Source organism: Vibrio hepatarius (assembly GCF_043642085.1).
Classification (GTDB): Bacteria; Pseudomonadota; Gammaproteobacteria; order Enterobacterales; family Vibrionaceae; genus Vibrio; species Vibrio hepatarius_C.
In genome coordinates, this window is record NZ_JBHZSA010000012.1 from 50,908 (window position 1) to 64,689 (window position 13,782).

At 44.5% G+C, this 13,782-nt stretch carries 14 protein-coding genes; 2 read left to right on the top strand and 12 right to left on the bottom strand.

Annotated elements, in window-relative coordinates:
* Positions 1 to 89 precede the first annotated feature (89 nt).
* From hemN to ACHUFZ_RS18000, 5 genes are all read right to left on the bottom strand, one after another.
* The gene (hemN, locus tag ACHUFZ_RS17980) at positions 90 to 1,478 is read right to left on the bottom strand and encodes an oxygen-independent coproporphyrinogen III oxidase (RefSeq protein WP_394128218.1); all 1,389 of its coding nucleotides are present in this window, start codon (positions 1,476 to 1,478) and stop codon (positions 90 to 92) included.
* Between the two features lie 186 nt (positions 1,479 to 1,664).
* On the bottom strand, positions 1,665 to 2,153 hold the full coding sequence (locus ACHUFZ_RS17985) for a DUF2489 domain-containing protein (protein WP_134835761.1): 489 nt from the start codon (positions 2,151 to 2,153) through the stop codon (positions 1,665 to 1,667).
* Between the two features lie 8 nt (positions 2,154 to 2,161).
* Complete coding sequence (gene yihI, locus ACHUFZ_RS17990; protein WP_394128219.1) at positions 2,162 to 2,722, bottom strand: Der GTPase-activating protein YihI; 561 nt, start codon at positions 2,720 to 2,722, stop codon at positions 2,162 to 2,164.
* The gene (locus tag ACHUFZ_RS17995) at positions 2,722 to 3,360 is read right to left on the bottom strand and encodes a class I SAM-dependent methyltransferase (protein ID WP_394128220.1); all 639 of its coding nucleotides are present in this window, start codon (positions 3,358 to 3,360) and stop codon (positions 2,722 to 2,724) included. Before ACHUFZ_RS17995 ends, yihI begins: the two co-directional genes overlap by 1 nt.
* 725 nt (positions 3,361 to 4,085) lie before the next feature.
* The gene (locus ACHUFZ_RS18000) at positions 4,086 to 4,703 is read right to left on the bottom strand and encodes a c-type cytochrome (RefSeq protein ID WP_394128221.1); all 618 of its coding nucleotides are present in this window, start codon (positions 4,701 to 4,703) and stop codon (positions 4,086 to 4,088) included.
* A gap of 136 nt (positions 4,704 to 4,839) precedes the next feature.
* Between ACHUFZ_RS18000 and yihA the strand changes: the two genes are divergently transcribed.
* Positions 4,840 to 5,505, top strand: a complete 666-nt coding sequence (yihA, locus tag ACHUFZ_RS18005) for a ribosome biogenesis GTP-binding protein YihA/YsxC (protein ID WP_394128222.1) — start codon at positions 4,840 to 4,842, stop codon at positions 5,503 to 5,505.
* 513 nt (positions 5,506 to 6,018) lie between these two features.
* Here the strand turns inward: yihA and spfP are convergent.
* The 4 genes from spfP to hemB form a co-directional block, all read right to left on the bottom strand.
* Positions 6,019 to 6,066, bottom strand: a complete 48-nt coding sequence (spfP, locus tag ACHUFZ_RS21245; protein WP_438356636.1) for a small protein SpfP — start codon at positions 6,064 to 6,066, stop codon at positions 6,019 to 6,021.
* Positions 6,067 to 6,259: 193 nt separating this feature from the next.
* Positions 6,260 to 9,055: a DNA polymerase I gene (gene polA, locus ACHUFZ_RS18010; RefSeq protein WP_394128223.1), complete on the bottom strand. Its 2,796-nt coding sequence runs from the start codon at positions 9,053 to 9,055 to the stop codon at positions 6,260 to 6,262.
* 615 nt (positions 9,056 to 9,670) lie between these two features.
* On the bottom strand, positions 9,671 to 10,108 hold the full coding sequence (locus ACHUFZ_RS18015) for a GNAT family N-acetyltransferase (RefSeq protein ID WP_394128224.1): 438 nt from the start codon (positions 10,106 to 10,108) through the stop codon (positions 9,671 to 9,673).
* A 66-nt stretch (positions 10,109 to 10,174) separates the two neighbouring features.
* The gene (gene hemB / locus ACHUFZ_RS18020) at positions 10,175 to 11,224 is read right to left on the bottom strand and encodes a porphobilinogen synthase (protein WP_394128225.1); all 1,050 of its coding nucleotides are present in this window, start codon (positions 11,222 to 11,224) and stop codon (positions 10,175 to 10,177) included.
* 161 nt (positions 11,225 to 11,385) lie between these two features.
* Between hemB and ACHUFZ_RS18025 the strand changes: the two genes are divergently transcribed.
* Positions 11,386 to 12,147, top strand: a complete 762-nt coding sequence (locus ACHUFZ_RS18025; protein ID WP_394128226.1) for a TatD family hydrolase — start codon at positions 11,386 to 11,388, stop codon at positions 12,145 to 12,147.
* Between the two features lie 66 nt (positions 12,148 to 12,213).
* Here ACHUFZ_RS18025 and tatC read toward each other — a convergent pair whose 3' ends face one another.
* The 3 genes from tatC to tatA form a co-directional block, all read right to left on the bottom strand.
* Positions 12,214 to 12,963 (bottom strand): twin-arginine translocase subunit TatC, encoded by a 750-nt coding sequence (gene tatC / locus ACHUFZ_RS18030; protein ID WP_394128227.1) that lies wholly within the window; start codon positions 12,961 to 12,963, stop codon positions 12,214 to 12,216.
* 76 nt (positions 12,964 to 13,039) lie between these two features.
* Entirely contained in the window at positions 13,040 to 13,471 is a 432-nt protein-coding gene (gene tatB, locus ACHUFZ_RS18035; RefSeq protein ID WP_134835750.1) for a Sec-independent protein translocase protein TatB, read from the bottom strand.
* Positions 13,472 to 13,474: 3 nt separating this feature from the next.
* Positions 13,475 to 13,735, bottom strand: coding sequence for a Sec-independent protein translocase subunit TatA (tatA, locus tag ACHUFZ_RS18040; RefSeq protein ID WP_004409706.1), 261 nt, complete (start codon positions 13,733 to 13,735; stop codon positions 13,475 to 13,477).
* Between the last annotated feature and the right edge of the window lie 47 nt (positions 13,736 to 13,782).

A 13,782-nucleotide genomic window follows, 5' to 3' on the forward strand; every position in this document is an offset into this window, starting at 1 on the left:
ACAACCTTATTCCCCTGAGCATAGTGCGCTATGTGATTGGGATAAGGGTGTGAAGGCAACGACGCTGTGGCTTCAAATATGACGAAAACTTAGATGACGCGAGAGAACTGCTGCTGACGCGCCTTAGCTCTTAAATACTTATCGAAACACATACAAATGTTACGAATCAGTAGACGGCCACGCAGTGTTACGCGAATTTCTTCGTCATCCACTTCCACTAGCTCATCATTAATGAAGGTCTGCAGTAAACCTAAGTCTTCTTTGAAGTATTGATTAAATTGCACCTTAAACGCAGACTCAATCATGGTCTTATCCAGTTTAAAGTTACAAATAAGCTGCTTAATCACTTCACGACGAAGTAAGTCATCACTATCAAGTGCTACGCCTTTCCATAATGCATGGCGCTGGTCAGTCACTTGCGCATAGTATTTCTTCAACTCTTTCTGATTTTGCGCATACGCATCACCAATCATCGAAATTGCTGAAACACCGAAACCAACTAAGTCCGCTTCACCTTGTGTAGTGTAACCTTGGAAGTTGCGGTGCAACACGCCATTACGCTGCGCTACGGCCAATTCATCATCCGGCTGAGCGAAGTGGTCCATACCGATAAACTGATAATCAGCGCCAGTTAGCGTTGCAATCGTGTCTTGCAGAATCGCCATCTTCTCTTCGGCGATCGGCAGATCTTCATCTTTAATCTTACGCTGCGCAGCAAACAGTTGCGGCATATGCGCGTAGTTAAACACAGATAAACGACCCGGCTTCATTTCCAAAACTTGCTTAAGCGTCTCAGCAAAAGAGTCTTTGGTTTGCTTTGGCAGGCCGTAAATCAAATCTAAGTTAGTTGAACGGAAGCCGAGCTCTTTGGCGCGATCGACCATGGCGAAGATAAATTCTTCATCTTGCTCGCGGTTAACTAGCTTCTGCACTTCTTTATTGAAGTCTTGAACACCAATACTCAAACGGTTGAAGCCTTCACCACGTAGGTGATCCAGCACATCTAGCTCGATTTCACGCGGGTCAACTTCGATACTGATTTCAGCATCGCCTTCAAAGTAGAACTCACCGCGAAGAATCGCCATCACACGGCTAATTTGTGCTTTGGTTAGGAAAGTTGGAGTACCGCCGCCGAAGTGAAGCTGAGTCACTTTTCGACCTTGAAGCAACGCCGCGCGAGTACGGATCTCTAGCTCAAGCACATCAAGATACTCATCTGCTTTATGGGCATGACGAGTGATAACCTTATTACAACCACAGTAGTAGCAAAGCTTGTGGCAGAAAGGGATGTGGATATAAAGAGAAAGCGGTCGCTCTGGATACTGAGTACACGCCATGTCGTAGTCTGCGACAGTAAACGCTTCATGGAATTCTAAAGCTGTTGGGTACGAGGTATAACGAGGACCTGAATAGTTGTACTTATCAAGAACCGCTTGATCCCAGACAATTTGTTGGCTTGCGACGACTGGCTGCGACATGATGGTATTTCCGTTTGGGCTTTAATGCTTATGTGACCAATAGGGTCATTGTAATTAGCAGGCTATTTTGCCACACCTAACAGTGAGTCGTCGGTGTGCAGGCTGCTTTTTGAGTAGCAATACTCAGAATTGATAACTCGATCACTACCCTTTTAGTGTAAGCGATCGAGTTATAAAAGTTGCGCGCTAGATCATTTGAATGTTGATCTGGTTATTTAGCGGTTTCACTTTTTTCTGCAGACGTTTTAGCTCTTCAGTAATATCTTGCTGAAGGCGCGACTCTGCTTTGTGGCGCTCAAGGTTTTGCTTCATGCGCTCTTGCTTAGCCAACTCCTGACGAGCTTCGCCACGCGCCATATCTTTAACGATATGGAACAGCTCTGACGTCGCTGGGTATTCTTGGTCGAAATCGACACGTTCTTCACCTTGGACGTAGTCCATGATGTTATATAGACGAATACTGATCTCAGATAGGTCACACTGCTCTTGAATGCCGGCTAAACAAAGAACGTTGACGCTTTCAAAGATGTTGGCATTACGCTTTTCAATTGCCAGCTTTTGTTGCTGCAATTGCAATTCCTTTTGCTTCTTGAGCTGGAGCAGAAGGTAACCAGCATAAGAGGCTAAACCCAGAACAATTACGCTGCCTGCGATAGCTAATAAGGTTACATTCATCGTGCTCTTTACCCTTTAAATTGGTTCAGATCCAAACCTTCAAACTGAGAAAGAAGCTCATCATCTGAATTCGCTTTTTTGCTCGGCTTCTGTTTTGCTACTGGCTCAACAACTTCTTCTTCCTCGAACTCTTCTTCAGGTTCTTCGTAGATACCAAGTTGCTTCATCAGGATTTCAATACGCGCAAGTTTTTCATCGACGTACTTCTGTAGACCTGCACCTAGGTTGTCACCATTATCTAGGCGGTCCAATAGCACGTTCAGTTGCGCGTCATTCTCAAGCATTTCTAGCTCTTTCTCAGCGCTAATACGACGCTCAACTTTGCTTGGTTTTTTCATCGCTTCAACAACTAAAGGAATCTTCTTTTTGCTGCCTAAACGAGGGTCACGCTTTTGGCCCGCAGTCTGTTGCTTTTGCGTTTTCGCTTCAGAGTTACGACCGCCAGTCTTTAGACCTTTGCGCTTTTTGTCTTTTTTACGTAGACGTCCTTCAACGTCTGATTCAGTACGGTTGCGAACAACGATTACGTCGCTATTACCGCCTGATCTTGCTTTCTTACTACGGCTCATTACTGGGCTTTCCTCAGTAAAATTACATCATTACTAATAAATTCAAGCTCGAGCTGATCCCGCTCTGCCAAGTATTGAAACGTTTTACGACTGAAAAAGACCACATGGGTCAGATCGTTTTTGTAGTGCCATGAGGCAAACGCTTCAACATCAATGACCATCTTAGTCATAAGACCAATCCAGCCACCCGGCTTAACTAAATTCAACCATTGCTGCCACACTTTATTGGGCTCATAAAGATGCTCAATAACTTCTGTGGCAGTGATAAAGTCATACGACGTATCTAACACCAAGCGATCTGGGTGATAGTAAAGGTCATACAAACTCATGGTGTGTCCTTGCTCTTCCAACATTAAAGATAACGTTGGTCCTGGGCCACAACCAAAATCTAACCCGTGAGAGTTAGGAGCGATACGCGTTAATATGGGGTCAGAAACCCGAGATAAAAAGCGTCGATATCCTTCGTCATTTGGATCATTCTCATGCAGATCGTAGTGGGCTTTTTCCGCTTTTGCATCCAAACGCTGGTCTGGATTGACGAACACAAGCTCACACTGCTGGCACTGAAGATACTCTCTACGCTTATCTTCATAATAGTGCTTGATGTCTAAGCTCTGACAAAGGGGGCAATTATGCATATCGGCTGCGTAAACTCATCCTCAAACAGGGATGCGAAACATACCAGAAACTGACGTTAGAGTGGAGCACTATTGCGCAAATAATCATCGATTTTTGAAAAATAGGAATAAAAAAAGCGATAGAGTGTCTCTATCGCTTTCTAAATGCCTTGCGGCAAAACTGTGTTGTACTGAGTTCAGTACACCAATAATCCATTTGTTTTTAGCGCTTTCCCTGCCAAAAGTGTTGTTTGCCACCGTCCTGGTGAGTTTTGGCTTTCCTTTAACTTCCTGCTATCTGGGCTAATCCTTAGCCTGATCCTTTACGCTGTCTTAAACCATTAGACAAGTCGACCATCCGTATCAAGTAGGTGTCCTACCTACCCTGATTCCATTCTTCAACAACCAAGCATCCTTCGCTTGCGTCCTTGGAGACCTCCTGGTCTGAAATCCTTCATCAGCGCCCTGCCGATAACGATACTTTACCGTGATAGCGAGTTTGAACAATCCTCAAAAAACAATATTTGCAGTTAATTTCTCGCCTCTAAATCATAGCCTTAAATTTCAACATCTTGCGGAGTTCCCACAGAAAATGGATGAGTAATGTATGGACGATCTCTTACAAACAGAGTGGCGAGAAAGAGCATTCGCTTCCACTAGCGAGAGTGATCGCGATCATACGAAAAAGCCCAGACCGAAGTCTGGGCTTTTTCAATACAACTTATGCTCGAACAAATTCAAAGGGCTTAGTGTAGGCCACCAACATATTTTGAAAGAGTATCGATATCTTCATCCGTTAGCTTCTTAGCGATATCACGCATCATTTCGTTCATATCGTTTGCACGAGAGCCGTCACGGAATTTTTCTAGCTGAGCTTTAATGTAATCAGCATGTTGACCTGAAATTTTCGGGAAACCAGATAGCTCAGTACCATCACCACGAGGACCGTGACATGCAATACAAGCTGTTAGACCACGTTCAGCATCGCCAGCGGTATAAAGAGCCTTACCAGCGTCAACAACATTTTCAGGTGTTGTGTTGTCCGAGATAGGTAGAGATGCGTAGTAAACCGCAAGATCTTTCATATCTTGCTCAGACAGTGGCATAGCCATACCACCCATCACAGGGTCTACACGACCTTGTTTACCACCACTAGTCATACCCAACTTGAATTCTTTCAGCTGCTTTTCAATATATTTAGCATGCTGACCAGCAATTTTCGGGTACATTGCGAGTTGACTGTTGCCGTCAGCACCGTGGCAGGCAACACAGGTTTGAGATTTTGCTTTACCAGCTTCTATGCTGCCTTGGGCCCATACGGAGCAGCTGGCTAAAAGACTCAATATTAGCGCTAATTTCTTCATGACATTCCATTTATAATTATCAAGCTTCCAGTACCACTCATGGTACAATAGGCGACCTTATGCCGAGCACGGTTATTTTACACAATTTCACAAAAAAGTAATCAATCGACTACACAAAGTCGAGATGGAGTTAACAGTGAGCGTAAAAATTCATTATCAAAACACTCATTTCATCACAAGTGCGCCGGATATCCGCGCCTTGCCAGCAGATGAAGGTATCGAAGTTGCGTTTGCAGGACGCTCCAATGCGGGCAAATCAAGCTCTCTTAATCGCTTGACCAACCAGCGTAGCCTTGCAAAAACCAGTAAAACGCCTGGTCGTACGCAACTTATTAACTTATTTAAAGTGACTGACGGTTGTCATATTGTTGACCTTCCTGGGTACGGCTTTGCACAAGTCCCGTTAGAATTGAAAAAGAAATGGCAAAAATCGTTAGGTGAATACCTACAGAAACGCGCATGCCTAAAAGGTCTAGTGGTACTGATGGATATCCGTCACCCGATGAAAGACCTCGATCAGCAGTTGATTTTCTGGGCTGTAGACAGCGGTATTCCAGTCCAAGTGTTGCTTACTAAAGCCGACAAACTGAAAAGTGGCGCACGTAAGGCACAAGTATTGAAGATAAAGAAAGACGCGGTTGGTTTCGGTGGTGATGTCAGCGTTGCGGCTTTCTCTTCACTAAAAGGACTCGGTGTTGACGTATTGCGCAACAAACTCGACGAATGGTTTGCACCAGCACTGGCAGAGTCAGTGGTTGAAGAGATCATTGAAGAAGAAAATATCGACGACGAGCAGAAATAATAGCGATTCGATAAATCACTTCTATATAGATAGGCCCTGCAGCAATGCGGGGCTTTTTTATACCTGGTGTGTAATTCAGGGGACGCAGAAACAAAACGCCCCACCATCCTGGCGGGGCAACGGGAGAGAAATAGTTGTTATAAATTATTGTGCGCTCTAGATTACGAATATCTCAGCTAAGGTCAACTCGGCGACCCCCACTCCAGCCCAAAACCAAACCAATAAAATTTTCAATTAAAAACAATCACTTAAACAAAAAGCCCACCAATAAACTCAGTAAAAACTGGATTGTTTTTCTATCCAAAATAACCAAACTGTGAATGGAGTAAAGTTACAAAGTTTTGTGTGATTACAGAACGGTAAATCAATGGCTTGTCATGACAGTGATTATCGACAAAGAGATAGGAAAATAGCGAGATATCGGGAGATATTTAGGTAGCATATTGATTTTATTGAATTTTTCTTTCGCCCAATAAAAAACGCCCCAGTCAAAAACTGACTGGGGCGGCTGAATCAGCCTAATCCAATAACGTGAAACAAAAGGTCTGAAAGATAGAACATCTTACCTCTGTACCCTACGCAGATTAATGTACAACAATTGGTCAGAAATGAAAACTACTTTTGTAAGTTTTTTTCATTAAAATTTTATTAAATAACATTTTGACAAAATCATCAGAAACTTATTTCTTGATAAAAAAAAGCCAGTGTTTGTGCACTGGCTCATGTTATTTATTGGTATTTGCCTATTTTTTGTCTAGTGAGCCTGATCCCAGTTATCACCATGCCCCGCTTCAGCGACAAGAGGAACATCCAACTCTACAGCCGATTCCATTAATTCTTGTACTTTACTTTCAATTTCGGTCAAAGCTGACTCTTGAACTTCAAATACTAATTCATCGTGTACTTGCATCAACAACTTAACGCGACCGTCACCTTCAGTTTGAATCCATTCATCAACCAACAGCATCGCTTTCTTAATGATATCTGCCGCAGTGCCCTGCATTGGCGCGTTGATCGCCGCACGTTCTGCCGCTTTACGACGCATACCATTACGTGATTGGATTTCAGGTAGATGTAAGCGACGGCCAAAGATGGTTTCAACATAGCCTTGCTCAGAGGCGGTACTACGCGTGTCTTCCATGTACTGCATTACACCAGGGTAACGCTCAAAGTACTTGTTCATGTAATCTTGCGCTTCACCACGAGGAATGCCCAATTGCTTCGCTAGACCAAACGCACTCATACCGTAGATAAGACCAAAGTTCACCGCTTTTGCACGGCGACGTTGCTCTGAGCTCACTTGGTCAATGGTAGTCCCCATGATTTCAGCCGCTGTTGCTGCGTGGATATCTTTACCTTGTTGGAAAGCGTCCAATAGCGCTTGATCACCGGACAAGTGCGCCATAATACGCAACTCAATCTGAGAGTAGTCGACTGCCATGATTTTATAGCCATGTGGGGCAATAAACGCTTGGCGAATACGACGACCTTCTTCATTACGGATTGGGATATTCTGTAAGTTTGGATCGGTCGAAGATAGACGACCTGTCGCCGTAACTGCTTGGTGATAAGAAGTATGTACGCGACCCGTTCCAGGGTTAATCATCTTCGGTAACTTATCGGTGTAGGTCGATTTGAGTTTTGCCAGACCACGATATTCCAAAATCAGTTTTGGTAATGGGTAATCCAGAGCGAGCTCTTGCAACACTTCTTCGTTAGTAGAAGGTGTGCCTGACGGCGTCTTCTTAATAACAGGTAAGCCCATTTTTTCAAACAGTAGTGCTTGCAGCTGCTTCGGTGAATTCATATTGAACTCTTGCTCAGCAATCTCGTACGCCTTCTGTTCAAGTTCATCCAATCGCTGAGCAATCTCTTGCGACTGAGCGCCTAGCTTCATGTCGTCAATCAAAACACCAGTGCGCTCAATGCGAGAAAGAACAGGAACCAATGGTACTTCTATCTCTTGATAGATAGCTTTAAGCTTCTCGTCTTGATCGATGTTTTCCATCAAGCGATTGTGCAGGCGAAGCGTCACATCCGCATCTTCTGCGGCATACGGTGATGCTTCATCAAGCTCAATTTGATTGAAGGTCAGTTGCTTCTTGCCTTTACCGGCAATCTGCTCAAACGAGATGCAGCTATGTTGCAAGAAGCGCAGTGCCAAGCTATCCATATCATGCTTACCACCCACACTGTTATATACATACGAAGCCAGCATGGTGTCATGCTTGATACCTTTCATTTCAATGCCGTAGCGCGCTAATACACTGGCATCGTATTTGAGGTTTTGACCTACTTTCGCTTGAGAATCATCTTCTAGAATTGGTTTTAGCTGCTCTAGTACCCAATCACGATCTAACTGTGCAGGTGCATCTAGGTAATCATGAGCAACAGGAACGTACGCAGCGACACCTTCTTCAGTGGCAAACGAAAGGCCCACAAGGTTTGCAACCATATAGTCTAAGCTGTCAGTTTCAGTATCAAAGGCAAACACGTCTGCTGCTTTGAGCTTCTCTAACCACGAATTAAAACTCGCTTGATCTAAGATAGTCTCATATTGGCTGCGATCGATAGTCACCGCTGAAGTGTCCATCTCTGCGCCACTTGATGCTTTTGCAGCGCCCGTTGCTCCGCCAGATTTTTCATCTGCCTCAACAACACCGTTACCGCCATCTAATAGCTCATTGAGCCATGACTTAAACACTAGCTGACCGTAAAGTTTGATCAGTTCGTCTGTATTTGGCGCCGCTTTTAGCAGAGATTCTGGTGTTTCTTCGAGTTCAACATCCAGCTTGATGGTCGCAAGTTCATAAGACAGTTTGGCATTGTCTTGGTTGTCGATAAGCTTCTTGGCCATGGTTTTAGAACCGCGGAAACCAAGTGGCGCAATATCATCGAGGTTGTCATACAGCTTATCTAAACCGCCAATGCCTTGTAGCAGCGCCGTTGCTGTCTTATCACCAACACCAGGAACGCCAGGGATGTTATCGACTTTATCACCCATTAACGCTAGGTAGTCGATGATCAGTTCCGGTGGAATACCAAACTTCTCAATCACACCTTCACGATCCATCACGACATTAGTCATGGTGTTGATCAAAGTAACGTTATCATCCACCAGCTGAGCCATATCCTTATCACCAGTACTGATCAGCACTGGCATACCCACTTGAGAGGCTTGGTGCGCTAAGGTACCGATTACGTCATCGGCTTCAACGCCAGGAATACAGATCAACGGCAAGCCCATTGCACGAATCACATTATGCAGTGGCTCGATCTGACAACGTAGATCATCGGGCATAGGCGGACGGTTTGCTTTGTACTCTGGATACATATCATCACGGAAGGTTTTACCTTTCGCATCAAAGACCACAGCAATACGATCGGAAGCAAATTGACGCATCATGCTACGCAGCATGTTAACCACACCGTAGACCGCATTAGTTGGAATATCGCCATTACTCATAGTGCCTGGGTAGGCATGAAATGCGCGATATAGGTAAGAAGAACCATCGATAAGAATCAACGGATTATCAGGAATATTGGCCATAGTCTTTACGTATCCAAAGAAAATGCAAAAAAGATCTGCTTAGGATGCCATGAGTCCGTCAGTGAATCCATTTTAACTCTACTCACTCATTTGATTATTCTTATACCAACGGCCAGTCTCTCCTGTGGATAACTCTGTTTATATTATTTATACACAGGATATGAAAATGGAATAGAAGCACGACAAAACCACCATAAGCCTATGTAATAAAAGAATATTAACAGAGATCGATCATCCACAGATCGATCTTGAAACGATCTTGCATTGTGGAAAAGACTATTGGTGTCCTTTTATTCGATCCCAAATCGCAGGCATAAAAAAAGCGACATCTTTCGATGTCGCCTAGCAAAAAGGGGTCAAAGCAATTCAGGTGAATGAGGTGCTTTGCCATAAAGCTATAAATTACACTGGAAGCAATGTGAGCAATGTCGTGTCAAAAAGAACTCGTGCAAGTTCGATTAAGTTCAGTCTCATCACCGTCTCCATATTGAATCTGGTAACTCAACGTCCTTGTGAACTTCTCTCATTCCCTAAGACGAGATAAATAATAACCATTCTCATTTAATGCGTCAACAGTTAAATGAGAAAAAATCTCATTTAATTTTTATATCAGTGCTATAAATGCTTTACGAAGTGGATTCTACTCTCTATAAGAGGATATTTTTCTTCAAATTTTTCAATTAGATAGCCATTTCTAATCAGCAGCCTTAACATCGCAGGAAATTGATTTCGCGATTTCACTTTTAGTTGCTTATAACCCTGCTCTACTACCCACTTTTCTTGAATTTCCAACAGTTTTTGCGCCACACCTTTATTTCGAGCCAGTGAGGAAACGCCACCGAACCAGCTGTAAAAGGTTTGCTCATCCAATTGATAACCAATTTTAAAGCCAAGTAGGCTGTCCCCTTCTTGCGCTACCTGGATCAGAGAGCGTGCTTTACCTTCCAAACGCGCCGATAAAGTTTCGACGGTTTCTTTATGGGCAAACTCTTGGATCTGCTCTACAACTTGGACACACTCGGCCAATGAGCCCTCTCGGTATATAACGCTCATTGCAACTCTCCAAAACTAGAAAAGGCTGACAAATGCCAGCCTTTTGAATCATTCATTCGATAGTGACTACTCTTGCTCTTCTCGCAAGAAAGTCGCAGCTTGGGCATTTTCTTCCGCTAACCACTCAGCCACGTCTTTAGCAAAGTAAGTCAAAATGCCATCAGCACCCGAGCGCTTAAAGCACAGCAGTGATTCCATCACGGTTTCACGCTCTTTTAGCCAACCGTTGGCAAATGCTGCTTTGTGCATCGCATACTCACCTGAAACTTGGTAAGCAAAAGTCGGTACTTCTAGCTCAGACTTCACGCGGCGAACAATATCCAGATATGGCATACCTGGTTTAACCATCACCATATCCGCGCCTTCGTTGATGTCCATCGCCACTTCATGAATCGCTTCATCGCTGTTCGCCGGATCCATTTGGTAATTCTTCTTGTTGCCACCTTTGAGGTTGCTCGCGCTACCGACTGCATCACGGAATGGACCATAGTAGCAAGACGCATATTTAGCTGAGTACGCCATGATTTGAGTATTAATGTGACCCGCTTGCTCTAGCGCTTTGCGAATCTCACCGATTCGACCATCCATCATATCTGAAGGAGCAACCACATCAGCGCCCGCTTCAGCATGAGACAAGGCTTGCTTAACCAAAACCTTAGTCGTCTCATCATTAAGCACGTAGCCCTCTTCATCAATGATGCCGTCTTGACCATGGGTAGTGAATGGGTCGAGTGCCACATCAGTAATCACGCCAATTTCTGGCACATGCTCTTTCAGTGAACGTACCGCACGCTGAACCAAACCTTCTGGGTTGTAAGCTTCAGCGGCACATAAACTTTTCGCATCTTGGTTTACTACAGGGAATAGAGCGATCGCTGGTACACCTAGCTGAGCTAAGTACTGCGCTTCTTCCAACATCAAGTCGATCGATAAGCGTTCGATACCCGGCATAGAATCCACGGTTTCGCGGCGATCTTTACCCATCAGGATAAACATTGGGTAGATAAGATCGTTAACAGACAATTGGTTTTCAGCCATGAGGCGACGGCTAAAGTCATGTTTACGCATACGGCGCATACGACGGCCAGGGAATTGACCTTGAATCGAAACTGACACTCTATTCTCCTTGTGTGGTGAAAGTGCTTGAATTGAATAATATCACTCAATGGAGGCGACGCTAGCAACAAAATATAAAAATGCAGAAAATGACCAAAGGCTCACACTGCCGTATACTTGTGCCACTTAATTAGCCGAATCATTTTGCCCAGAGAACGATCATGATTGATACCCACGCCCATATCTATGCCAGTGAATTTGATGCAGACCGTGATGACGTTGTAAAGCGTGCACTAGCCCAAGGCATTGATAAGATTCTCCTGCCGAACATTGACTTAAAATCGATCGAGCCAATGTTAAAAACAGAGGCGAGTTATCCAGAAATTTGTCGCTCTATGATGGGCCTTCACCCATGCTACGTCGACGGCAACGTCAAACAGACTCTCGATGTGATCCACTCTTGGTTCGACAAGCATAACTTTATTGCCGTGGGTGAGATTGGCATCGACCTGTACTGGGATAAGACCTATAAAGCCGAGCAGGAAATGGCCTTCATTACGCAGTTAAACTGGGCTAAAGAGATGAAACTTCCAGTGGTGATTCATACTCGCGATTCAATTGAAGAAACTCTTGCCCTACTTAGTCAAGAGCAAGATGGCTCACTCTCAGGTGTATTCCACTGTTTTGGGGGTAGCGTTGAAGAAGCAAAGGCGATCAACGACCTCGGCTTCCATTTAGGCTTAGGCGGTGTCTCAACATTTAAGAATGGCGGGATGGATAAGGTGATCCCGCATCTTGATATGAACTATGTGATTCTAGAAACAGATTGCCCATACCTGGCACCTGTACCACACCGCGGTAAGCGCAATGAACCTGCCTATACTTCTCTTGTCGCGCAACGAGTGGCGGAGCTAAGAGAGATAAACCTGGCTGAAGTAGATAACCTAACTACGGCCAATGCGCTGCAGCTCTTCAAACTGTAAGTCGAAATAAACAAAAAGGGGTTGATGCTTTCACATCAACCCCTTTTTTCATTATGGCGGTAAGGCCTACTCTTCGACTTCTTCTTCGTCTTCATCTTTGCGCTCATAGAAGCGCGCAAAGAACAAACCGACTTCAAATAGCAGACACATTGGAATCGCTAGTAGCGTCTGAGAAATCATATCTGGCGGTGTCAGCATCATACCGACAATAAAAGCACCAACAACGATATATGGACGTTTCTCGCTTAGACTCTTAGGGTTAGTCGCCCCTGTCCAACATAGCAAGATGATCGCCACTGGTACTTCAAACGCAATACCGAACGCCAAGAACAGCGCCAACACAAAGTCGAGGTAGCTGGAAATGTCGGTTGCGAACTCTACCCCGCCAAGAGAAATAGCAGTAAAGAAGCCAAACACCAACGGGAATACCACGAAGTAAGCGAAAGCCACACCACAATAGAACAGCAGCGAGCTTGAGAACATCAATGGCATGATCAAACGACGTTCATGCTTATACAAGCCCGGTGCGACAAACGCCCACACTTGGTACAAGATAAACGGCACCGCTAGAAAAATAGCCGCGATTAAAGTCAGCTTTAACGGTGTGAAAAACGGTGACGCGACATCGGTCGCGATCATGGTTGCCCCTTCTGGTAGACGCTCTACCAAAGGTGCGGAGACAAACTCATAGATGTCATTGGCGAAATAGATCAGACCTAGGAACACCACTAATACTGCAACAATTGCACGCAATAGACGGTTACGAAGTTCCAATAAGTGGCTGATCAAAGGCTGTGTCTGCTCAACAGAAGACATGGAAACCTCTACTCAAAAAGATAGAAAAAGAGCTACGGACTCTATGTTTCAAGTCGTAGCTCCTCTAAATACGAGACTATTCGGCTTTTTTATCTGCCTGTGGTGTTGGTTGAGTGTTTAAACTTTCAACCTCACCAGCGGAGTCATTGGCGCTGTGAACGGATGCAGCTTGGTCATCCACAGTCTCAGTACTGTTCGTTGCTGAGTCGCTTTTGCTCGCGTACGGACGTTGGACGTCTTGCGCTGCTTGCTTCAGTTGTTCTACTGAAGACTTAAGCTCAGGAGAGAGATCTTCCATCCCCATTTGCTCTGCTTTACGCAAGTTCTCTTGCAGTTCTTGTACCTTAAGCTCGTGAGAAAGTTCGTCTTTCACACTATTTGCCATACTTTTCGCAGCACCAACAAATTTGGAGACACTGCGAATCGCGTGTGGCAAACGCTCAGGACCAAGCACCACTAGTCCAACAACAGATATTAATACCAGTTCCCAAAAACCGATATCAAACACGAGTTACGCCTGCTCTTTGTCTTTCTTAGTTTCAGCAGTAGCTTCTGTTTTCTGCTGCTCTACGCTCTTTTGCTGGTCAACAGCTTTTGGCTCGAAGTCTGCGTCTTTCTTGTCTTTGTCCGCATCATCTTCGCTCATTGCTTTCTTGAAGCCTTTTACAGCGCCACCAAGATCGCCACCAATACCACGTAGTTTCTTAGTACCAAACAGTAGAACTACAATGACAGCAATAATAAGAAGTTGCCAAATACTAATACCACCCATTCTTTTTACCTCGGGTCTTATTAAACAAATTTATTTCAAGAGTTTAA